The 21,180-nt window shown below is 64.6% G+C and carries 23 protein-coding genes; 13 read left to right on the top strand and 10 right to left on the bottom strand.

Annotation, left to right across the window (positions count from 1 at the left end; genetic code table 11):
• Positions 1-236: 236 nt before the first annotated feature.
• Positions 237-431, bottom strand: a complete 195-nt coding sequence (locus UB31_RS42420; RefSeq protein WP_045009468.1) for a cysteine-rich CWC family protein — start codon at positions 429-431, stop codon at positions 237-239.
• A 114-nt stretch (positions 432-545) separates the two neighbouring features.
• Here UB31_RS42420 and UB31_RS00985 point away from each other — a divergent pair, with 114 nt between their 5' ends.
• The 4 genes from UB31_RS00985 (at position 546) to hmuQ (ending at position 4,422) form a co-directional block, all read left to right on the top strand.
• Positions 546-2,120: a DUF1800 domain-containing protein gene (locus tag UB31_RS00985; protein WP_045009467.1), complete on the top strand. Its 1,575-nt coding sequence runs from the start codon at positions 546-548 to the stop codon at positions 2,118-2,120.
• 2 nt (positions 2,121-2,122) lie between these two features.
• Positions 2,123-3,340, top strand: coding sequence for a DUF1501 domain-containing protein (locus tag UB31_RS00980; protein ID WP_045009505.1), 1,218 nt, complete (start codon positions 2,123-2,125; stop codon positions 3,338-3,340).
• Between the two features lie 64 nt (positions 3,341-3,404).
• A complete protein-coding gene (locus UB31_RS00975) occupies positions 3,405-3,776 on the top strand; it encodes an endonuclease domain-containing protein (RefSeq protein ID WP_045009504.1) in 372 nt (123 codons plus the stop codon).
• A gap of 322 nt (positions 3,777-4,098) precedes the next feature.
• Complete coding sequence (hmuQ, locus tag UB31_RS00970) at positions 4,099-4,422, top strand: heme-degrading protein HmuQ (protein WP_045009466.1); 324 nt, start codon at positions 4,099-4,101, stop codon at positions 4,420-4,422.
• A gap of 15 nt (positions 4,423-4,437) precedes the next feature.
• Here hmuQ and UB31_RS00965 read toward each other — a convergent pair whose 3' ends face one another.
• The 6 genes from UB31_RS00965 to UB31_RS00950 all read right to left on the bottom strand — a co-directional run bounded on the left by UB31_RS00965 (position 4,438) and on the right by UB31_RS00950 (position 8,336).
• Positions 4,438-5,379: an aldo/keto reductase gene (locus UB31_RS00965; protein ID WP_045003704.1), complete on the bottom strand. Its 942-nt coding sequence runs from the start codon at positions 5,377-5,379 to the stop codon at positions 4,438-4,440.
• 259 nt (positions 5,380-5,638) lie between these two features.
• Entirely contained in the window at positions 5,639-6,094 is a 456-nt protein-coding gene (locus UB31_RS00960) for a GNAT family N-acetyltransferase (RefSeq protein WP_045003702.1), read from the bottom strand.
• 80 nt (positions 6,095-6,174) lie between these two features.
• The gene (locus tag UB31_RS00955; RefSeq protein ID WP_045009465.1) at positions 6,175-6,987 is read right to left on the bottom strand and encodes a PAS-domain containing protein; all 813 of its coding nucleotides are present in this window, start codon (positions 6,985-6,987) and stop codon (positions 6,175-6,177) included.
• Positions 6,988-7,134: 147 nt separating this feature from the next.
• Positions 7,135-7,281, bottom strand: coding sequence for a hypothetical protein (locus UB31_RS42000; RefSeq protein WP_197087270.1), 147 nt, complete (start codon positions 7,279-7,281; stop codon positions 7,135-7,137).
• A gap of 73 nt (positions 7,282-7,354) precedes the next feature.
• Positions 7,355-7,531, bottom strand: coding sequence for a hypothetical protein (locus tag UB31_RS41995; RefSeq protein ID WP_197087268.1), 177 nt, complete (start codon positions 7,529-7,531; stop codon positions 7,355-7,357).
• A 154-nt stretch (positions 7,532-7,685) separates the two neighbouring features.
• Positions 7,686-8,336 carry a glutathione S-transferase family protein gene (locus UB31_RS00950; RefSeq protein WP_045009464.1) on the bottom strand — a complete coding sequence of 217 codons (651 nt, stop codon included), beginning with the start codon at positions 8,334-8,336 and terminating at the stop codon, positions 7,686-7,688.
• A gap of 473 nt (positions 8,337-8,809) precedes the next feature.
• Between UB31_RS00950 and UB31_RS00945 the strand changes: the two genes are divergently transcribed.
• The 9 genes from UB31_RS00945 (at position 8,810) to UB31_RS00905 (ending at position 18,294) form a co-directional block, all read left to right on the top strand.
• Positions 8,810-10,012, top strand: coding sequence for a pyridoxal phosphate-dependent aminotransferase (locus UB31_RS00945; protein WP_045004222.1), 1,203 nt, complete (start codon positions 8,810-8,812; stop codon positions 10,010-10,012).
• Positions 10,013-10,176: 164 nt separating this feature from the next.
• Positions 10,177-10,656: a DUF992 domain-containing protein gene (locus UB31_RS00940; RefSeq protein WP_045009463.1), complete on the top strand. Its 480-nt coding sequence runs from the start codon at positions 10,177-10,179 to the stop codon at positions 10,654-10,656.
• Positions 10,657-10,808: 152 nt separating this feature from the next.
• A complete protein-coding gene (locus UB31_RS00935; RefSeq protein ID WP_045009462.1) occupies positions 10,809-12,857 on the top strand; it encodes an elongation factor G in 2,049 nt (682 codons plus the stop codon).
• A 285-nt stretch (positions 12,858-13,142) separates the two neighbouring features.
• On the top strand, positions 13,143-13,415 hold the full coding sequence (locus UB31_RS00930; protein WP_045003693.1) for a helix-turn-helix domain-containing protein: 273 nt from the start codon (positions 13,143-13,145) through the stop codon (positions 13,413-13,415).
• 90 nt (positions 13,416-13,505) lie between these two features.
• Positions 13,506-15,260 (top strand): SulP family inorganic anion transporter, encoded by a 1,755-nt coding sequence (locus UB31_RS00925; RefSeq protein WP_045009461.1) that lies wholly within the window; start codon positions 13,506-13,508, stop codon positions 15,258-15,260.
• Positions 15,261-15,328: 68 nt separating this feature from the next.
• Entirely contained in the window at positions 15,329-15,973 is a 645-nt protein-coding gene (locus UB31_RS00920; RefSeq protein ID WP_045009503.1) for a YoaK family protein, read from the top strand.
• 51 nt (positions 15,974-16,024) lie between these two features.
• A complete protein-coding gene (locus UB31_RS00915) occupies positions 16,025-16,864 on the top strand; it encodes a shikimate dehydrogenase (RefSeq protein WP_045009460.1) in 840 nt (279 codons plus the stop codon).
• 56 nt (positions 16,865-16,920) lie between these two features.
• Entirely contained in the window at positions 16,921-17,547 is a 627-nt protein-coding gene (locus tag UB31_RS00910; protein ID WP_045009459.1) for a hypothetical protein, read from the top strand.
• A gap of 129 nt (positions 17,548-17,676) precedes the next feature.
• Entirely contained in the window at positions 17,677-18,294 is a 618-nt protein-coding gene (locus UB31_RS00905) for a single stranded DNA-binding domain-containing protein (protein ID WP_045003686.1), read from the top strand.
• On the opposite strand, the gene UB31_RS00900 is transcribed toward UB31_RS00905, so the two are convergent.
• The 3 genes from UB31_RS00900 to UB31_RS00890 form a co-directional block, all read right to left on the bottom strand.
• The gene (locus UB31_RS00900) at positions 18,257-18,958 is read right to left on the bottom strand and encodes a MarR family winged helix-turn-helix transcriptional regulator (RefSeq protein ID WP_063775618.1); all 702 of its coding nucleotides are present in this window, start codon (positions 18,956-18,958) and stop codon (positions 18,257-18,259) included. The two genes, UB31_RS00905 and UB31_RS00900, sit on opposite strands and share 38 nt — an antisense overlap.
• Before the next feature lie 44 nt (positions 18,959-19,002).
• The gene (locus UB31_RS00895; protein WP_045009458.1) at positions 19,003-20,220 is read right to left on the bottom strand and encodes an ABC transporter substrate-binding protein; all 1,218 of its coding nucleotides are present in this window, start codon (positions 20,218-20,220) and stop codon (positions 19,003-19,005) included.
• A gap of 231 nt (positions 20,221-20,451) precedes the next feature.
• Positions 20,452-21,045 carry a TetR/AcrR family transcriptional regulator gene (locus tag UB31_RS00890; RefSeq protein WP_197087267.1) on the bottom strand — a complete coding sequence of 198 codons (594 nt, stop codon included), beginning with the start codon at positions 21,043-21,045 and terminating at the stop codon, positions 20,452-20,454.
• Positions 21,046-21,180 lie beyond the last annotated feature (135 nt).

The raw sequence follows: 21,180 nt of genomic DNA, 5'->3' as shown, positions 1-21,180 counted from the left end.
GTCGTGAGAAGCAAATTCGTGCCATGCAGAGCCCCTAGCCGATAAAACCTGAGGTGGTTCACTAGCAGGGGACCAGCCCATTGGCTGTTCCTGAAATGTCACGCGACGCTCAAGCCGCGGCGCCGAGACCGACATGATCACGCTCGTGACGACATCGGGCAGGAAAATATCGTGGCGCAGAAATCGCCGGGGCGACACTGAAAGTGTTGGGTGCGCGCCCTCACGACTGTTGCCGGCTACCTCGCCGCAGCCTTACGCAAACACTCCCGGCACAGGCAATCCTCGCCCTTCACCGGCATCGGCAGCCGCGCCGTCTCCTCCGCGCACCAGCAGGTGCCCGATAGGTCGCAGCCGAACTCGGTGCCGCAGCGGGAGCAGGCGAGGCGGCGCGGTTGCGGTTCCGGCAACGGAATTTCTTTCGGAATTGTCATGATTTGCGCAAAAGCCTGACCGTCATTTTCATGTCGGGTTCATCTCCCGCTGCGGTATATTAGGCGTCGCGCACAGACCAGGGAAGCGGTTGGCTCCGCGCGGAGGACAAATTGATGGCCCGCGATTCGCAAGCTGCGCTGGTTGCGCTGAATCGATTCGGCTTCGGGGCCCGCGGCGGAGCATCCGGCGATCTCATCAATGCGGCCTCCGATCCCAGAGGTTTCGTCAAGGCGGAGCTGGCCCGCCCCTCAGGCGTGCTGCTGGAGGCGCCGGGCCTGCAATCGACGCCGCAACTCGGCCAGGCCGTGTTCGCCTATCAGGACCAGGTCAAGCAGGCGCGCGAGGCGGCGGCCAAAGCAGTTGCGCCGACGGAGGCCCAGCCTGCGCAGACGCCGGCCGATCAGAAGCCCGGGCTGCGCCGCAATCTCTCGCTGAACACGGTGGCGACCGAGATCGCCGGCCAGATGACCGAGGCCAAACCTACTGACAACAAGCCGGCCGACAATGCGATGAAGCCCGACGCCATGCAGCCGGCGATCGCACCGCCTGCTGCGAAAGCCGCGCCGCAGCCGCTCAACGTGATCCAGAAAACCTTTCGCGCCGAGGCGCTGGCGCGGTTGCAGCGCGCGACGCTGGTCGATTGCGGCTTCACCGAGCGGCTTGTGGTGTTCTGGTCCAACCATTTCTGCATCTCCGCGAGCAAGGGCGAGCTGGCGCGGATGTGGGCCGGCGCGTTCGAACGCGAGGCGATCCGTCCGCATGTGCTCGGGCGCTTCGCCGACATGCTGAAGGCGGTGGAACAGCATCCGGCGATGCTGTTCTTCCTCGACAACCAGCAATCGCTTGGGCCGGATTCGCGCGCGGGCCAGAACCGCAAGCGCGGGCTGAACGAGAATCTCGCGCGCGAGATCATGGAGCTGCATACGCTCGGTGTCGGCGGCGGCTATACCCAGGAAGACGTCACCTCGCTCGCGCGCATCATCACGGGCTGGACCTTTGCCGGCCGGCAGGGCCAGCTCGGGGTGCCCGGCTCGTTCGTGTTCAACACCAATGCGCATCAGCCCGGGCCGCAGATGCTGCTCGGCAAGACCTATGAGGCGACGGGACTATCGCAGGGCGAGGCCGCGCTCGCCGACATCGCGCGTCATCCGGCGACGGCGAATTTCGTCGCCACCAAATTCGTCCGTCACTTCGTGGCCGATGATCCGCCGCAGCCTTTGGTCGCGCGATTGCGCGATGTCTTCGTCAAGACCGATGGCGATCTCAAGGCACTGGCAACGGCGCTGGTCGATTCCGACGAGGCCTGGCAGGCGCCGCTGACCAAGATGCGTTCGCCCTATGATTTTGTGATCGCGAGCGGGCGGCTGCTCGCGCGCGTGCCGGAGGACCCCGGTGGCTATCTCAACAACCTGAACCTGCTCGGCCAGCCCTTGTGGACACCGGCAGGGCCGAATGGTTTCCCCGACACCAGTGCGGCTTGGGCCGCGCCCGAGGGCATGAAGCTCCGGCTCGACATCGCCTCGCAGATGGGCGCGCGACTCGGCAACAACATCGATCCGCTCGATCTGCTGGAATTCGCCGCTGCGGACGCGGCTTCGGTCGAAACGCGGCGGACGATCGAGCGCGCGGAGTCGCGTCAGCAAGCGCTGGCACTGCTGCTGATGTCGCCGGAAATGCAGAGGAGATGATGATGATCGACTGCGTCGAAAACCGGCTCCTCACCTCGCGCCGCGGCCTTCTGCTCGGCGGCGCCTCCTTCGCCGCCTGGGCCTATTTGCCGAAATTCGCGCGTGCGGCTGACGGACGTGACCCACGGCTGGTCGTGGTGATCCTGCGCGGTGCGCTCGACGGGCTCGCAACCGTCGCGCCGATCGGCGATCCCGATTATGCCGGCCTGCACGGCTCGATCGCGCTCACCGCGGATGGCGCGCATCCTGCGATCATGCTGGACTCCTTCTTCGCGCTGCATCCGTCGATGCCCGAATTCGCCCGCATGTATCGCGACCAGCATGCCGCCGTCGTTCATGCGGTGGCGACGCCCTATCGCGACCGCTCGCATTTCGATGGCCAGGACGTGCTCGAAAGCGGCTATGCCGGCCCGGGCCGCGTGCAGTCCGGCTGGCTCAACCGTGCGCTGGAAGCGCTGCCGCGCGGCGAGCGCGTGTCGAGCGGGCTCGCGGTCGGTCCCACCACGCCGCTGGTGCTGCGCGGCAATGCGCCGACCGTCGGCTGGGCGCCGGTCGCGCTGCCGCAGGCCGATGACGACACCGCGATGCGGCTGGTCGAGCTCTATCGCCACCGCGATCCCATGCTGGCGTCTGCGCTGTCGCAGGGGCTTCAGCTTGAGAAGGCGGCGAGCGGTGACGACATGAAGCCAAAACCCGGCAACCAGGTCGCGCAGATGCGGCAGGTCGCGCGCGGCGCCGCAAAACTGATGGCGGCCGATGACGGTCCGCGCATCGCCGCACTCGCCTTCGACGGCTGGGACACGCATGCCAATGAAGGCGGCCCGATCGGACGTCTTGCGTTCCTGCTCAGCGGCCTCGACGGCGCGCTCGCCGAATTCGAGAGCGGCCTTGGCGATCGCTGGCGCGAAACTGTCGTGGTGGTCGCGACCGAGTTCGGCCGCACCGCGCGCATCAACGGCACCGACGGCACCGACCACGGCACCGGCACCGTCGCGCTGCTCGCCGGCGGCGCGGTGAAGGGCGGCCGCGTCATCTCCGACTGGCCCGGCCTCAAGCTCGCCAACCTCTTTGAGGCCCGCGACCTCAAGCCCACCACCGACCTCCGCTCCGTGATCAAGGGCGTGCTGCAAGACCGGTTCGGCCTCTCGGATCGTGTGCTGGCCGAGACGGTGTTCCCGGACAGCGCAAGCGCAAGGCCGATGAAGGGATTGGTTGCTTAACCTCTCCCCGCTCTTCTGCGGGGAGAGGTCGGATCGCGTAGCGATCCGGGTGAGGGGCAAGGCAATGCGTGGCCACGATGAGAAGTCCATCCGACGCGCACGACGACTGCGCGTCGATCAGACGGATGCAGAGACGGTTCTCTGGAATCGCATCCGCAATCGGAGGATCGATGGCAACAAGTTCGTGAGGCAAGAGCCCATCGCCGGCTACATCTGTGATTTCGTCTGCCGGGAGAAGCGGCTCATCATTGAAGTCGACGGTGGACAGCACAATGAGTCCGCAGCAGATGCGATTCGAGACGAACGCCTGAGAGAGAAAGACTACAAGATCCTTCGCTTCTGGAACAACGACGTGCTGGGCAATATCGACGGCGTTCTCATTACAATTCAAACCGAACTCGCGGAGGCAGCCCCTCACCCCACCCTCTCCCCGTAAGAACGGGGCGAGGGTGCGAGAGGGCAGTTCGTCCCTGGCCTCGGACGGCCAATTAGATTGTCCGTGGAGGCGGTTCTCAACCTCTCCCCGCTCTTTTGCGGGGAGAGGTCGGATCGCGCAGCGATCCGGGTGAGGGGCAAGGCCCATCGTTTGCCAAGACGGCGGTCCATCCGACTCGCACAACGACCGTGCGCGCATCACGCGCATCGACTACAATTCAAACCTAGCTCGCGGAGGCAGCCCCTCACCCCACCCTCTCCCCGTAAGAACGGGGCGAGGGAGTGAGAGGGCGGTGCCTCCCTCACTTCAGGAGACCACCCGTATGTACATCGCCATGAACCGATTTCGCGTCACAAAAGGATCGGAGGCCGCCTTCGAGCAGGTCTGGGCGTCGCGCGACACGCATCTGGACAAGGTGCCGGGCTTCGTCGAATTCCATCTGCTGCGGGGACCCGAGCTCGAGGACCATACGCTGTATGCCTCGCACACCGTGTGGGCCAATCACGCGGCGTTCGAGGCCTGGACCAAGTCGGAGGCGTTCCGTGCGGCGCATGCTCGCGCCGGCGACAACAAGCCGCTCTATCTCGGCCATCCCCAGTTCGAAGGTTTTGAGGTGATGCAGACGGCGGGACGCGGCGCCAAGTAGCGCCGCGCCGCAAAATCAGCCCATCGTGATCTTGTCGATCTCGGCGAGATCCTCGGCAGAGAGTTTCCAGGCGATCGCCTTGACGTTCTCCTCGACCTGCTCGACGCGGGTGGCGCCCGCGATCACGCTCGACACCTGCGGGCGCGCGGCGAGCCAGGAGAAGGCAAGCTCGAGCATCGAATGGCCGCGGGCTTTGGCAAAGGCCTGGAGCTTTTCGACGATGTCCTCGTTGCGCGGCGTGACGTAGCGGTCGCGCAGCGCCGGCGCCTTGCCAAAGCGCGTGTCGGCGGGTGCGGCGGCACCGCGCTGGTACTTGCCGGTGAGCAGGCCGCTCGCGAGTGGGAAGAACGGCAACAGGCCGAGCTTGTATTCCTGCGCGGCCGGCAGCAAATCCTTCTCGATGTCGCGCACCACGAGACTGTATTCGTCCTGGGCCGAGACGAAGCGGCTGACATTCATCGCGCGCGCGGTGAACTCGGCTTCGGCGATGCGCCAGGCCGGAAAGTTCGAATTGCCGATGTAGCGGACCTTGCCCTGGCGGATCAGATCGTCGAGCGCGCGCAGCGTCTCTTCCATTGGCGTCAGCGGATCGTAATCGTGCTGCTGGTAGAGATCGATGTAGTCGGTCTTGAGCCGCGTCAGGCTGGCCTCGACCGCGTTCATGATGTAGCGGCGCGAGGCGCCCTGCTTGGTCCCGTCGGCCGCCATCGGCTTGGAATATTTGGTGGCGAGCACGATGTCCTTGCGGCGGTCGCCGAGCACGGTGCCGAGCACCGTCTCCGAGCCGCCCTGGCCCGCATAGATGTCGGCGGTGTCGAACAGCGTGATGCCGAGATCGATCGCGCGGTGGATCACCTTGCGCGAGGCCTCCAGATCGGTGCGCTGGCCGAAATTGTTGCAGCCGAGCCCGACCGCAGAGACGCGCAGGCCGGAGCCGCCGAGATTACGAATTTCCATGGGGAATCCTGTCAGAAGAAAGCAGGGGCCCATTGTGACCGTGGCGCGCTGCACCGGCAAGCCGTCGCCCGCGTTGCTGCCATGCTGAAAGGAACCGCGGACAAAAAAATGCGGCCCCAGTCAGACGCGGCGACTGACGGGGACCGCTTGGGCGCTTGATCGGTGACGGGGGGGCCTGATCAGACGCAGGCGCAACCTAGCCCCGGAGTGTTACGCGCGGGTGACAAGCAAAGTTATCCACAGGGCTCCCGCAGCGGGATCAGAATATCTTGCGATAGACGATGAAGCCGGAGCGTTCCGCGACCTTGTCGTACAGGCTCTGCGCCGTGACATTGGTTTCATGCGTCTGCCAATAGACGCGCGGTGATCCCGCGAGCTTGGCGCGCTCGTACACGCCGTTAATCAGCGCCGAGGCGACGCCCTTGCCACGTGAGGCCTCAAGCGTGAACAGGTCCTGCAAGTAACACGACGGCTCGATCGCGGTGGTGCTGCGATGAAACAGATAGTGCGTCAGCCCGAGCAGGCGGCCCTCGCTCTCGGCGACCAGCGCATGCACCGGCTCATAGGCGTCGAAGAAGCGTTGCCAGGTCACGCGCGTGATCTCGGGCGCAAGCGCAGTCGGGCCCGAGCGGCCGTAGAAGGCGTTGTAGCCGTCCCACAGTGGCAGCCATTGATCGTAGTCCTGCCGTGTGACGGAGCGAATGGTGAGCGACATCTGAAAATTCCACGATCGAAAAGCCGATGAAGCGTCCTTCATACGTGATGATAGGCGCGCGGATCAATCGCGTTGTCGCACTACTCAGCGACCCGCAGATAACGCATCAGCTTGCGGCCCGTGGGATCGCGCAGCGAACGGTAGTAATCGGCGCGTGCGGGCGTATCGGTGTGGCGCACGAGGTCGGTCACCGGCGTGTAGCTCAACATGCGCCCGCCATCGGGCAACGCGGTGCAGACGAAGCGCAACACCTCGCCGTTGGCAAGATTGATATTGATCGGCGTGGCGTCGCCGATCCGCACCATCTCCATGCGCTGCGCGATGAAGGCGCTCAACTCATCCTCCGGCAGTTCGAACGCGCCGGTGTCGCGGCCGTGATACATCAGCGCGATGAACGGCGGCTTGTTGTCGGCCTTTTCGTCCGGCAGCGCAAAATAATCGCGGAACGCACGATTGATGAATTCGGCGCGGGTCTCGGCATCGAGCAGCACGATGCCGATATCGACCTGGTCGAGCGCGGCCGACAGCCGCGCGGCGGTGGCGTGGTTGCGCTGCTCGGCGGCGAATGCGTCGAGCAGGCGCTCGCGCATCAGGCCGGTGATGGCGGCGGTGCCGGCGGTCGTGATCGCGAGCAGGCCGAGCTGCACCAGATCGGCCTCGTCAAAGCCCGGCATGGTGCGATGGCGGAGAGAAAGCAGCGCCGCGCCGATCACGGCGATGGTGGCGCTGCCGAGCGCGGACGCGAAGCCCGAGAGCGAACCGGCAAGCGCAACAATGCAGACGAACAGCGGCGCAAGCGAGAGAACCGGAAGATGGCGGTCGAGCATGATCGCCAGCAGCGCGGTCGCTGCCGTCAGCGCCGGACCGGAGATCGCTCGCCATCCGAACCGCATGGCCTGTCTCGCTCCTCCCTGAACGAGTTAAGACCGCGAGACTGACCGATCGTTGCGCGATCGCCACGCAATTCGCGCGCGGTGCTTAAGGCGTGCTTGCGACCCGGCGCAAAGCTTTCAAATGATTTTAGGCCAAATCGACCGGCGTCACGTGTTGTGGCGGACGACGAGCACCGGCGCGTGCAGCGTCGAGATGCCGACGGCCTTGCGCGTGCCCGTCACGATCAACAGCGATGCCGCGACCAGGATGGCCGCAGTCAGGGCTATTGCAACGAGTGCCGCCGGTGACTTCATGGATGTCCTGCCGCGTGCCTGTCGGCGCCGATTCACAGGGCGCCTTGAAGGCTGATCGAGGACGAAACGGGGATCAGATCGGCAGGCCCATCGCCATGGTCGCCTTGGTGGTCAGCACCGTGAGGGTGACGATCAGACACAGCGACAGCGCCGCGATGGCCAGCGAGGCCGCCACGGCGTGGGTCAACCGGGAGGAGGCGGCAATCGCGGATCGGCCCTGAAAGCCGACCGTGCCGGACGCCCGAATCATGGTCTAAATCCTTCAACGTGCGAGCGAATCACTCGCGACGTCACACAACTTCACAATTCCAACCGGCAATATTGGGGCGGCAATCCTGCTAAAATGGCGAGATTGCGGCAAAGGTTAACGCTATGCCCGCTATTTCTTAACGCCGAACCGGTTTTCAGGCCCCGGCCGCGATACTGGCGGGGTCCTCGACATCGGCCGGGCGCCAGTCCATCGCCACGAAGCCGGGCGTCGCTTCGACGCGCTTCAGCCAGTCCCGGATCGCCGGGAAGGTCGAGAGGTCGAAGTCGCAGCGCTCGGCGACGTGGGTGTAACCGTAGAGCGCGATGTCGGCGACCGTGAGCTGGCGGGCGGCGAAGTAGGCGTTGGTCTTGAGGTGGTTCTCCATCACCTGGAGTGCGCCATAGCCGCGCTCCATCCAGTCCTCCAGCGCGTGGGTTTGGAGGTCGCGGCCGCCCTTCACCAGCGACAGCCAGAAATAGGCGGCGCCGATATTCGGCTCGAGCGCGTGCTGCTCGAAGAACATCCATTGCAGCGCCTCGGCGCGATCGATGCGATTCTCCGGCGCGAGCGGCGTGCCGACGGCGACGTACCACAGGATGGCGTTGGACTCGGCGAGGAAACGGTCGTTGCCGACCTCGAGCAGCGGCACCTGGCCGGATGGGTTCTTCGACAGGAAGTCGGGCGTACGGCTTTCGCCGCGCAGAATGTCCACCTCGATTGCTTGGTAAGGCAAGTTCAGCAGCGCCAGCGCAAGGCGGACCTTGTAGCTGTTGCCGGAGCGTTGCATCGAATAGAGCTTGTACATTCTGGGAGTTCGATTCCGAAGGACAGGATAAGCGCGGGGCTTGTTGCCCCGCAACGCGGCTAAACAATGATGCCGATGCGAATCCGCCGCAAGGGCCGGGCAATAGAAAAACTCGAAAACCCTACCGCACTGCAACGCCGCGGAAGATCATTTTCGTGCGACGCTGCAAATCAGATCACGCTTGCGTCAACATGCGAACGCGTGACCTCACAACGTCAGCTGGTCGTCAGTTTCGCGGCGCTCCGAAGGCGCAAAATTGCTCCGAGGACAAGGCTTCCCGGATATGAGCGATTTCGACAGCAAAGTTGCCAGTTATTGCGGGAAATCGGGCCTGGAAACGCTCAAATCCGTAAACTTTTTCGAGATCGGGCCGAAGTTTCTTGCGGTGCAGCGGCACTCGTTTTAGGGTGGCTCATTCCCACAATCAGAGTCGTGACAACCCATGGGTTCACGACGCTTGTCAGGAGATGACGATGCCCTTCCTTGCCGCTGCGCTCGACCGTGTGAAGCCGTCCGCAACCATCGCGGTCACGGACAAAGCACGCGCGCTGAAAGCGGCGGGCCGCAACGTCATCGGCCTCGGCGCCGGCGAGCCCGACTTCGACACGCCCGCCAACATCAAGCTGGCGGCAATCCACGCCATCGAGTCCGGCAAGACCAAGTACACTGCGGTCGACGGCATCCCCGAGCTGAAGGAAGCCATCATCGCGAAGTTTCAGCGCGAGAACGGCGTCGTCTACAAGCCGAACCAGGTGATCGTCGGCACCGGCGGCAAGCAGGTGCTCTACAACGCGCTGATGGCGACCATCAATCCGGGCGACGAGGTGATCATCCCCGCGCCATACTGGGTCAGCTATCCCGAGATGGTGGCGCTCGCCGGCGGCGAGCCGGTGCCGGTGGTCTGCACCGCTGCGGCCGGCTTCAAGCTCCAGGCCGAGGCGCTCGAGCGCGCGATCACGCCGAAGACCAAATGGGTCATCCTGTGTTCGCCGTCGAACCCGACCGGCGCGGCCTATACGCGCGCTGAGCTGAAGGCGCTCACCGACGTGCTGGTCAGGCATCCCCATGTCTGGGTGATGACCGACGACATGTACGAGCACCTCGTCTATGACGACTTCCAGTTCACCACCGTCGCGCAGGTCGAGCCGAAACTGTACGACCGCACGCTGACCGTGAACGGCGTGTCGAAGGCCTATTGCATGACCGGCTGGCGCATTGGCTATGCCGGCGGCCCGGTTCAGCTCATCAAGGCGATGTCGACGATCCAATCGCAATCGACCTCGAACCCGTCCTCGATCTCGCAGTGGGCGGCGGTCGAGGCGCTGAACGGTCCGCAGGACTTCATCCCCGCCAACAACAAGGTGTTCAAGGAGCGCCGCGACCTCGTGGTCTCCATGCTCAACCAGGCCAGCGGCATCGAGTGTCCGCGCCCCGAAGGCGCGTTCTATGTCTATCCGTCCTGCGCCGGCACGATCGGCAAGAAAGCACCGTCGGGCAATTTGATCAGCAATGACGAGCAGTTCGTCACCGAGCTGTTGGAGACCGAGGGTGTTGCCGTCGTGCAGGGTTCGGCCTTCGGCCTCGGCCCGGCGTTCCGCATCTCCTACGCGACCAAAACGTCGGACCTCGAAGACGCCTGCAATCGCATCCAGCGCTTCTGCGGCAATCTGCGATAAGCCTGCAGTAACGATCTGACATGAAAGGGCCCGCTCGCTGCGGGCCCTTTTTTCTTTAAGCCTGCGTGATCTGGCACCCCCGGAACTATTGTGGCATAGAACTCCCGCGTGGCTTGTCCCGCGCCCTCCAATGCTCGCATCACAATCATAGCCGGAGACGTTTCATGCGCCGCTCACTCCTCCTCGCCGGGCTCACCATTGCGAGCCTCGTTGCCTCCGTCGCGGGCGCCAGTGCGCAGTCGCGGCTGGTGCAGGTGGGCGTGCTCGAATGCCGCGGCGGCGCCAGCATCGGCTTCGTCGTAGGCTCGGTCACCAATCTCGGCTGCGTGCTGCGCGTCGATGGTGTGCCGGACGATCGTTACGTCGCAACGATCCGTAAAGTAGGTCTCGACCTCGGCATCACCCAGGAGACGGCGCTCGCCTGGGGCGTGTTCGCGCCGGTGAACCGGCTCGGCCCCGGCGATCTCTCCGGCAACTATGCCGGCGCGCAGGGCAGCGCCTCGATCGGCGTTGGCCTCGGCGGCAACGTGCTGGTCGGCGGCTCCAACAATTCGATCGCGCTCCAGCCGCTGAGCGTGCAGGGCCAGGTCGGTCTCAACGTCGCGGCCGGCCTCGAAAGCCTGGAACTTCGTCCCGGTCGTTAACGATTTCGCGTGCGTGATCGCGCCGTTCCACCGGCGCGATCACGACGACGCACCGCAGCGACGTTTGACGCTTGCCAAAATGCGGGGACGGGCAGAGCATCTGCGTTTGCCGACCCAATCATGGGCCGAGCTCCACACCAAGGAGGCGGCGAATGGGACAAGACGTCAGAAGTCCCCGAGGTCCACGGTGCATTGCGCTGGTGGGCCCTTTCCAAAGCGGTAAAACCACACTTCTTGAAGCGATACTGGCGCGCACGGGCGCAATCCCGCGCGCCGGCAGCGTCGACGCCGGAACCTCCGTCGGCGACGCCAGTGCCGAGGCCCGTCATCACAAGATGACCGTTGGGCTCACTGCCGCCACCACGAGTTTCATGGGCGACAGCTACACCTTCCTGGATTGTCCCGGTTCCGTCGAGTTCGCCCACGACATGCGCGCAGCACTTCCCGCTGTCGACGCTGCGGTTGTGGTCTGCGAGGCCGACGAGAAGAAGCTGCCGCAGCTCCAGATCATCCTGCGCGAGCTGGAAGAACTGAAGATCCCGCGCTTCCTGTTCCTCAATAAGATCGACCGCGCCAACAAGCGCATCCGCGAGACGCTCGCAACGCTTCAGCCGGCCTCGCGCGTGCCGCTGGTGCTGCGCCAGATTCCGATCTGGAAGGACGATCTGATTGAAGGCTTCGTCGATCTCGCGCTGGAGCGCGCCTTCATCTATCGCGAGCACAAGGCCTCCGAGGTGGTTGCGCTCGAAGGCGGCAATCTCGATCGCGAGAAGGAGGCCCGCTTCTCGATGCTGGAGAAGCTCGCCGACCACGACGATGCGCTGATGGAGCAATTGCTCGAGGACATCCAGCCGCCGCGCGACGCCGTGTTCGACGACCTCGCCCGCGAATTGCGCGAAGGGCAGATCTGCCCGGTGCTGTTAGGTGCGGCCGCGCGCGAGAACGGCGTGCTGCGCCTGATGAAGGCGCTGCGCCACGAGGCGCCGGGCATCGCAGAGACCGTCAAGCGTTTAGGCGCACCCTCCGCGAAGGACGCGCTCGGCTTCGTCTTCAAGACGCTGCACTCGCAGCACGGCGGAAAGCTGTCGCTGACGCGGTTGCTCGCCGGCCATCTCGAGGACGGCGCGACGCTGCAATCCTCCTCCGGCGGAACCAGTCGCATCTCCGGCATCCTCGCCGTCAACGGCGCTTACGACAGCAAGCGTGCCTCGGCTGAACCCGGCGACACCGTGGCGCTCGCCAAGCTCGATCCGGTCAACACCGGCGACACGGTCTCGAGCGGCAAGACCCAGCCGGCCGCGCTGGCCGCTCTCGAGCCGACGCCGCCGGTGCTCGCGACGTCGATTGCGGCCGTCGACCGCAAGGACGACGTCAAGCTCGGCCAGGCGCTGGCACGGCTGCACGAGGAGGATCCCTCACTCGTCGTCGTCCAGAACGCCCAGACCCATGACACCGTGCTGTGGGGGCAGGGCGAGATGCATCTGCGTGTAGCCAATGAGCGGCTACGCGACCGCTTCGGCATCAAGCTCACCTCGCATCCGCCTGCGATCGGCTATCAGGAGACGATCCGCAAGCCGATCACCCAGCGCGGCCGCCACAAGAAGCAGTCCGGTGGCCACGGCCAGTTCGGTGACGTCGTGCTCGACATCAGGCCGATGCCGCGCGGCGACGGCTTCAAGTTCACCGAGAAGGTGGTCGGCGGCGCGGTGCCGCGCAACTACATCGGGGCGGTGGAGGAAGGTGTCGTCGACGGCCTGGTGCGCGGTCCGCTGGGTTTTCCCGTCACCGATTTGCAGGTGACGTTGACCGACGGCTCCTATCACAGCGTCGATTCCTCCGACCTCGCCTTCCGCACGGCGGCGCGGGTCGGACTCAATGAAGGCCTGCCGCAATGCCAGCCGGTGCTGCTGGAGCCGATCCACATGGTCGAGATCGTCTGTCCGACCGATGCCACCGCCAAGATCAACGCGATCCTGTCGGCGCGGCGCGGCCAGATCCTCGGCTTCGACACCCGCGACGGCTGGAGCGGCTGGGACTCTGTCCGCGCCATGATGCCGGAAGCCGAGATCGGCGAGCTCATCGTCGAGCTGCGCTCAGCCACGGCAGGTGCCGGCAGCTTCACCCGTCAGTTCGACCACATGGCCGAGGTGACCGGCCGCGCCGCCGACCAGATCATCGCCGCGCATCGCGTCGCGGCGTGATCGGCCTCGCGCAGTAGGGAGCACATCCCATACTCTCTCTTCCTCTCCCCGTTCTCGCGGGGAGAGGAGCAGGAAGGCCTGCGCCCTCTCCACTCGTCGTTGCGAGCGTAGCGAAGCAATCCAGACTGTCTCTGCGGAGGCGGCCTGGATTGCTTCGTCGCAAGAGCTCCTCGCAATGACGGAGGAGACAGACGGGCGCCACTTGCGTTCGCCCCAAGATGATGTATTTTACATCATTGTACATGCTTCAGATATCACTTATAAGCTCTGACACGTGAGGCCAAGGTGATCACGTCGTTCCAAATGCGGGCAGCCCGCGCGCTGCTTGGCATTGACCAGAGAACCCTGGCCGAGCTCGCCGGCGTTTCGCTGCCGACCATCCAGCGGATGGAGGCCAGCACCGGCAATGTTCGCGGCGTTGTCGAGACCTTGATGAAGGTGGTCGACGCGTTTGACCGGGCCGGCGTGGAGCTGATCGGCGAACATGCACGCAGCGAAAGCGGAGGACGTGGCGTTCGCCTGAGGGAGCCCGGGCCGCCGCGTCGGATCGGAGCGTGATCGCGCAATGATCATGCTCGCAAGCGGGCTGAACTAACGCACCGTCGCGCCCCAGTACGCGGCCGCACGATGCATCGGAGCATTGTGGGCATGAGCATCACGGGCGAACACGCAGGCAAGCTGTACCAGCATCGTCAGCCGACCTTTACCGAACTCTATCTGCCAAAGCTCGTGACTGTGTGGCGCGAGGGCTATGGCTTGTCGGATTTCCGCGCTGACGTGTTCGCCGGCCTCACGGTCGCGATCGTCGCGCTGCCGCTGTCGATGGCGATCGCGATCGCCTCGGGCGTGACGCCCGACCGCGGCCTCTACACCGCCGTCGTCGGCGGCTTCATCGCGTCGCTGCTCGGCGGCAGCCGATTTCAGGTCGGTGGACCGGCCGGCGCCTTCATTGTGCTGGTTGCGGCGACCGCCAACCGTCACGGCGTCGATGGCGTGATTCTTGCCACCCTGATGGCGGGCCTGTTGCTGATCGCCGCGGGATTGCTGCGGATCGGCACCTACATCAAGTTCATTCCCTATCCGGTGACGGTCGGCTTCACCGCCGGCATCGCCGTGATCATCTTCGCAAGCCAGCTGCGCGATCTCGGCGGAATCACGCTTGTCGCGAAGGAGCCGAGCGAATTCGTCGCAAAACTCATCGCATTGGCCGGAGGCCTGCACACCGTCAATCCATCCGCAGTTGCGGTCGCAATCGTCAGCATCGCCATCATTGCCGGCTTGCGGCGCTGGCGGCCGTCCTGGCCTGGCATCCTGATCGCAGTCGTGTTCGCGGCGGTCGCGAGCGCTGCGCTGTCGCTACCGGTCGAGACCATCGGCAGCCGCTTCGGCGGCATTCCGCGCGAATTGCCGTCGCCGGCCTTGCCTGTGTTTTCGCTGGAGAAGGTGAGCGCAGTGCTGCCGGATGCGATCGCGTTCGCGCTGCTCGCCGCAATCGAATCGCTGCTGTCGGCCGTGGTGGCCGACGGCATGACCGGACGCCGTCACCGCTCCAATTGCGAGCTGGTCGCGCAAGGCGTTGCCAATATCGGCTCGGCACTGTTCGGCGGCATCTGCGTCACCGGCCTGATCGCGCGCACCGCCACCAATATCCGCGCCGGCGCGCGCGGGCCGCTGGCGGGCATGCTGCATTCGGTGTTCCTGCTGCTGTTCATGCTGATCGCAGCACCGCTCGCGAGCTACATCCCGCTCGCCGCACTCGCCGCCGTGCTCGTGGTGGTGGCCTGGACCATGGCGGAGAAGCACGAATTTGCCACGCTGCTGCGCTCCTCATGGGGCGATGCCATCGTGCTGCTCGCAACCTTCCTGCTCACGATCTTCCGCGACCTGACCGAAGGCATTCTGGTCGGCTTCGCGCTCGGCGCGGTGCTGTTCATCCACCGCATGGCGGAGATGACCGGCATCGAGGAGCGCTCCCCGCTGGTCGCCGGTGATCGCCCCGACGACGGCAATGGCGAGCGCGTGCGTTACGATTCCGGGCTCGCGGTGGATCGCGACGTGCTGGTCTATCGCATCACCGGCGCGTTCTTCTTCGGTGCCGCGTCCGCGATCGGAGGCGTGCTCGACGGCATCGCCGACAACCGCAAGGGTTTCGTCGTTGATTTTGCCGCGGTGCCATTCCTGGATTCGACGGCGGCGAACGTGCTCGGCCGCGTTGCCGCCAAGGCTCACCGCCAGGGCATCAGGCTGTTCATCACCGGCGCCTCGCCCGCGGTCCGCCGCGCGCTCTTGACCCATGGCGTGACACCGCCGCGTGCACGCTATCGCGCGACGATCGAGCGCGCGGTCGCCGACATCAAGGGCGGCGCGGCTCAGCCCGCGGCCGATGACGTCGCAGCAAACTGACGTCGCATACTTCTCAAGCCGGCCGATTTGATCGACACTGCCGCGACGTCACGGCGGTGGTGCAGGGAATGCTGGATTCGCGTCGCAATATTGCGCTGGCCTGCGCGCTCAGCATGCTTGCAGGCTATGTCGATGGCATCGGCTTTCTGCATCTCGGCGGCCTGTTCGTCTCGTTCATGAGCGGCAACTCCACGCGCCTCGGCGTGAGTCTTGCGGAGGCCCATTGGCAGCAGGCCGCCAGCGCCCTGGGCCTGATCGCACTGTTCGTGGGCGGTGCGGCGGCCGGCAGCCTGATGGTGCTCGGCGGCGGCACCGAGCGGCAACCATGGCTGCTCCTCACCGAGGCCGTGCTGCTCGCGGGGGCCGCGCTGTGCCATGAGTACGGGGTGCCGAACCTCGCGATCGCGGGAATCGTGCTCGCGATGGGCCTGGAGAACGCCGTGTTCCAGATCGACGGCGGCGCGGGCCTCGGCCTTACCTATGTCACCGGCGCGCTGGTCAAGGTCGGCCAGCTCCTCGCCGTTAGCCTGACCGGCGGTCCGCGCTGGGGCTGGGCGCCGAACCTGCTGTTGTGGGCGGCGCTGGTTGCGGGCTCGGCGGCCGGCGCGCTCGGCTATGCGTGGATCAACCTTGCCGCGATCTGGTTTGCCGCCGGCGCGGCGCTCGCCTTGAGCGCGGTCGTGGCCGTCGCGATGCGGCGCCCGCGCGCTTGACAGAGCCGTTCGGACACGAAATGGATCGCCCCAAAGCGACCCGAGGACAGGATGACCGTGACCAAGGCTCCCGCAGCCTGCTTGATCGGATGGCCGGCAGCGCATTCGCGCTCGCCGCTGATCCATCATTATTGGCTGCGCACGCTCGGGATCGCCGGCGGCTATGTCATCGAGGCCGTCCCGCCCGACGATCTCCGCGACTTCGTGCTGCGGCTGTCGCTGCGCGGTTTTGTCGGCGCCAACGTCACCATCCCGCACAAGGAGGGCGTGCTGGCGCTATCCGCGCCCGATGCGCGCGCAAAGGCGGTCGGCGCCGCCAACACGCTGTGGTTCGCCGATGGTGAACTCCGCTCGACCAACACCGACGTCGAGGGCTTCATCAACAATCTCGATGCCAGCGCGCCCGGTTGGGATGGGGCCGATGAGGCACTGGTGCTGGGCGCCGGCGGCTCCTCGCGCGCGGTCGTATTCGGCCTGCTCGAACGCGGCTTTGGCCGCGTCCATCTCGCCAACCGCACCGTCGCGCGGGCCGAGGCGCTGGCAAAGCAGTTCGGGTCGAATGTGCATCCGTTGGCCTGGGACGGCATCAACGACGTGCTGCCGCGGGCAAAATTGCTGGTGAACACGACCTCGCTCGGGATGCACGGCCAGCCTTCACTCGATGTTGATGTGGCGCGCCTGCCGGAAGCGGCCGTCGTCGCCGACCTCGTCTATGTTCCCCTGGTGACGCCGCTGCTTGCAGCCGCCAAGGCCCGTGGCCTGAAGACCGCCGACGGGCTCGGCATGCTCTTGCACCAGGCGGTGCGCGGCTTCGAGTTGTGGTTCGGCCAGAGGCCTGAAGTTACCGCAGAGCTCCGCGCGCTGGTCGAGGCCGATCTCACAAAGACTTGAGCGAATAGTGTGCGGTTTCCGGAGTTCTATGTCCGTGGGACAATCCGGAGATCTTCATGTCTGTTCAACGTGCAACTTTCACACGTCCGCTCATCGCCGTCGCGATGGTGGCCGCCTCAACTCTCCATGCCTTCGCGCAGAAGGCGCCGGTGCCAACGCGCGTGCGCGGCACGATCGAAAACGTGCAGGGTGACACGATGGCGGTCAAGTCGCGCAGCGGTGAGGAGGTCAAGCTCCATATTGCCTCGGATGTGCGCGTGGCCGGCATCACCAAGATTTCGCTTGCCGACATCAAGGTCGGCTCCTTTGTCGGCGCCACCACCGTGCCGGGACCGGATGGCGGCGAGAACGCCGTCGAGGTGCATGTGTTTCCCGAGAGCATGCGCGGCACCGGAGAGGGATCCCGGCCCTACGACCTGAAACCCAACTCCAGCATGACCAATGCGACTGTGTCGGAGAGCGTGGTCGGCAATGACGGCCATACGCTGCTCGTCAAATACAAGGACGGCGAGAAGAAGGTGTTCGTCTCCGACATGACACCGGTGGTGACCTTCGTGCCGGGCGAAAAATCCGACCTGAAGGCCGGAGCCAAGATCGTGGCCTTCATGAAGCAGCTGCCGGACGGCTCGTTCGAGACCAACCGTGTCAGCGTCGGTCGTGATGGCCTGACACCGCCGATGTGATCGGGAGCATGATCCGGAAAAGTGTGCAGCGGTTTTCCGACAAGATCATGCTCAAAAAGTTGAGGGAATAGCGGTGGTCGCACGGGGTTGGCCTGTGTGACCGTCACAACGCCCTGAAGGGACAAAACCATGTCAAATCTGAATAACTGGCTGCCACGCGCCGTCGTGGCCGCCTTCGCCACCTGCATTTTCGTTTCATCCGTCTCGGCGCAGCAGGTCCGCATCCGCGGCACCATCGAAAGCGTCGATGGCAATACGCTCGGCATCAAGACCCGCGAGGGCAATGACGTGAAGGTCAACATGACCGACAACGTCGCCGTCTTTGCCGTGGTCAAGACGTCACTGTCGGAAATCAAGGAAGGCTCTTACATCGGCGTCACCGCCATGCCCGAGCCCGACGGCACGCAAAAGGCGATCGCGGTCCACATCTTCCCGGAGAACCAGCGCGGCGCGGCCGAAGGTTTTCGTCCCTGGGACGCGCGCGCCAACTCGACCATGACGAATGCGACCGTCGCGCAGACTGTGAAGGGCACTGACGGCCAGAACATTTTGGTCAAGTACAAGGACGGCGAGAAGAAAGTCGTGGTGCCGCCGGAGACCCCGATCGTCACCTTCGTCGCCAGCGACAAGTCCGAGATCAAGCCGGGCGCAAAGCTGATCATCTTCGGTGCGGCGAAGAAGGAAGACGGCTCGCTGGAGGCCAACCGGGTTAATGTCGGCCGCGACGGCGTGACGCCGCCGATGTGACGGCGTCGTCCCGGAGAAGGCCGGGGGACGCATCCCCGGCCTGCGACACCAGCCCACTGAGATGTTTGTCCGTCTTTGGGCGATCATGCGTGCGCTCGAAGCTCGTGCACTGAAGCGCAGTCTCGTCAAACGTGATCGGGGTTCGATAAAGCCTGCACCTGAACCTCGCGGGCTTGCGCCCCTTACCCTCGTGCGGCTCTTGTTCCGCAAGAAACATGCAATCTCGACAAACGCCGATATTGAAGCACTGATGCGTCGAATCGATGCGGCTCAAGATGTCTCGGAGTGAATTGAGCAACGCGACACGATCTTCGTCGCCAAGCTCGGCCATCGCACTCAGCGCGAGATTGATCGGGTCGTGTTGAGCCAGGTGTCTTTCACCCAGCGGGGTTACCTCGAGCGTGACCGAGCGCTTGTCCTCAAGCGACTGCTTCCGGACCAGCAGCGATTTCTTCACGAGAATCTTCACGATCGGGGATGTCGCTGCCTTGGTGGCGCCAATGGCGGCGGCGAGTGCCGACGGGGTGCGCGAGAACCGGTTCGCCCGTCCAAGAAATCGGAGCGCCAGCCATTCTCGATCCCGCAACCCGTGTCGATTGCCGTCGAAGTGCCAGAATTTCGACAATTGGATCTGCAACTCAACTGCTTCGCGGACCGAATGCATGCCGTACCTCGCTCACGAATATTCGCCCGCGTGACGATTTGGAACTAGAAAGCACTCAACAGGCCTCCCACCTTCTCATAGGCCTCACCCCTGAAGCGCATCAGTTGAAACTGCTTGATGGGGACGTAGTCCGTCGGCGTCGTCGTCATGGTAATGCCTGGAACAAGCAGCGGAGCCGCGAAGCTTGAGAGGTTGGTCGCCTGCCGAAGAACGTTCGCTCTGGTCAGATTGTCGCCGCAGGCGCGAATGACATGCGACGTCGTCGCCGCGATCGTGTAGCCGATCGCATAGAGATCGTCGGCGCGGTCCGCATTCGGTGCGTAGCGATCGAGGAAGGCCATGTAATCCTGCATATCCTTTTGCCCGGCCCACAGGGGGTTGCCCGGATCCTGACGCGTGACCAACGCCTGCACGCCCTGCGCGTTCTCGAATCCTGCCGGCTTCAAGGTTGCGCGGGTCGACGAATTGCCCGAGCCGAGAAATACCTTGGGCTTCCAGTCGAGCGCGGCCATCTTCCGCAGCGCCTGGCTCGCCATCCTGGGGATCGTGATCAGGCTGACGACATCGGCGCCGGATATCTTCATCTGAACGATCTGCGAATCAATTGTGGGATCGCCGATCATGTAGCTCAGCTCGGAGACGATCTGCGATGTCTTGCCAGCAAGGCCATGCTTCAAGCCCGTCAAGGTCGGCTTGCCGGCGTCGTCATTCTGATAGAGCACCGCTATCTTCGAGTCAGGCCAGGTGCTCGCAATGTGGCGACCGATCACCGAGCCCTCGTGTTCATAGGTCGTGCTCCACAGCATCGTCCACGGGGCGTTGACGGAATCGGACAGCTTGCTCGCCGCCGCCGCCAGGAACAGTTGCGGCACCTTGCGCGCATTCATGTATTTTTGAACGGCGATGTTGCCGGGCGTTCCCATCGCGCCGGCGATGAACAGCACCTGATCGCCCTCGACCAGCCGCCGCGCTGCCTCTACCGATTTCGGCGGGCTGTAGGCATCGTCGTAATTGATGAAAGTGATCTTGCGCCCGTTGATCCCGCCCTGCTCATTCACCATGCGGAAATAAGCGTCCATCGCGTTGGCCAGCACGCCGAACGAGGAGACGGGACCGCTCAGGGGACCGAACTGTCCGATGCGGATCTCCTTGTCGCTGGCGCCGGGATCGTAAGATCCTGCCGCGAAGGCCGTTCGTTTGACGAGCCCAGCCGCCAGACCGCTTACTGCGCCACTGAGCACCGTCCGACGATTGATTGTCATAGCCTCCTCGCTCTACGGCCTATTGAACGCAGCTCGCGAATGCCGCCTGGTATCGTTCGACCAGTTCCAATGGCAAGCGGAGGTGTCGCGCTATTTCGGCACGCTCGGACAAATTAGTTGCCTCAGCAACAATATGCGCGGCCGAAGTCAAGCGCCGGCCGCCTTCAACGAAGGCCCTCGTCGCCGGTGTGATCGCGGCCCAATATTCGACAGTGCCCAGTTGCGGCTCGCTCATTTCGCCAGGCTCTGCTCGAGGGTTGAGATGAAATGCGTTCCGAGGCGCGTCAGGTCGATGCGCTCGGGATCGGCCAGCCATTGCGGGATCGCTCCCCGCAGGGTTGCCAGGATCAGCGCGCCCTGCATGTCCGGATCGATGTCGTCGCGCAGCCGTCCAGCAGTGATACCGGCCCTGATGGCAGCCGCGATCTCCGCAACGGTGTTTCGATTGAGCTGAGCGACGGTTGCCGCGACCGCCGGCGTGTTGAGCGCACTGGCAAGCACCGCGTGGAAGGCGCGGACCATGGTCGGGTTCTCTAACGGCATCTGGAAATAGTAGCGGATCGCTTCGATCAGACCTTCGAAGCCGACCACATCGCTCGCACTGGCGCGATACGAATCGACGACGTAGATGCCAAGCGCCGCCAGCAAGTCGCCCTTGGTCCGAAAGTAGTGCGATGGCAGCCCGCGGCTGTAACCCGCCCGCGCACCAGCTTCGGCCAACGTGACCGCCTCAAACCCGCCTTCGGCCGCGATCTCAGCGGCGGCTTCGAGAATACGGCGCTCGGCCTCGTCGCGGCGCTCGGCCTGCGTGCGCGCCTCGCGCACGGATGCCTCGCCCTTTCGTTCGGACACACGCCGCGCTTCCCCGATCATGCTCCGCCGGCTCCCCGTTCGCTTGCCGACGATCTAAAATAATACTTGTTGGTTCGTCAACAAGTTTCTTACTGATTTCAGAGTAAT

The organism is Bradyrhizobium sp. LTSP849 (assembly GCF_000938255.1).
GTDB lineage: Bacteria > Pseudomonadota > Alphaproteobacteria > Rhizobiales > Xanthobacteraceae > Bradyrhizobium.
This window is presented reverse-complemented; position numbering and strand designations above follow the sequence as displayed.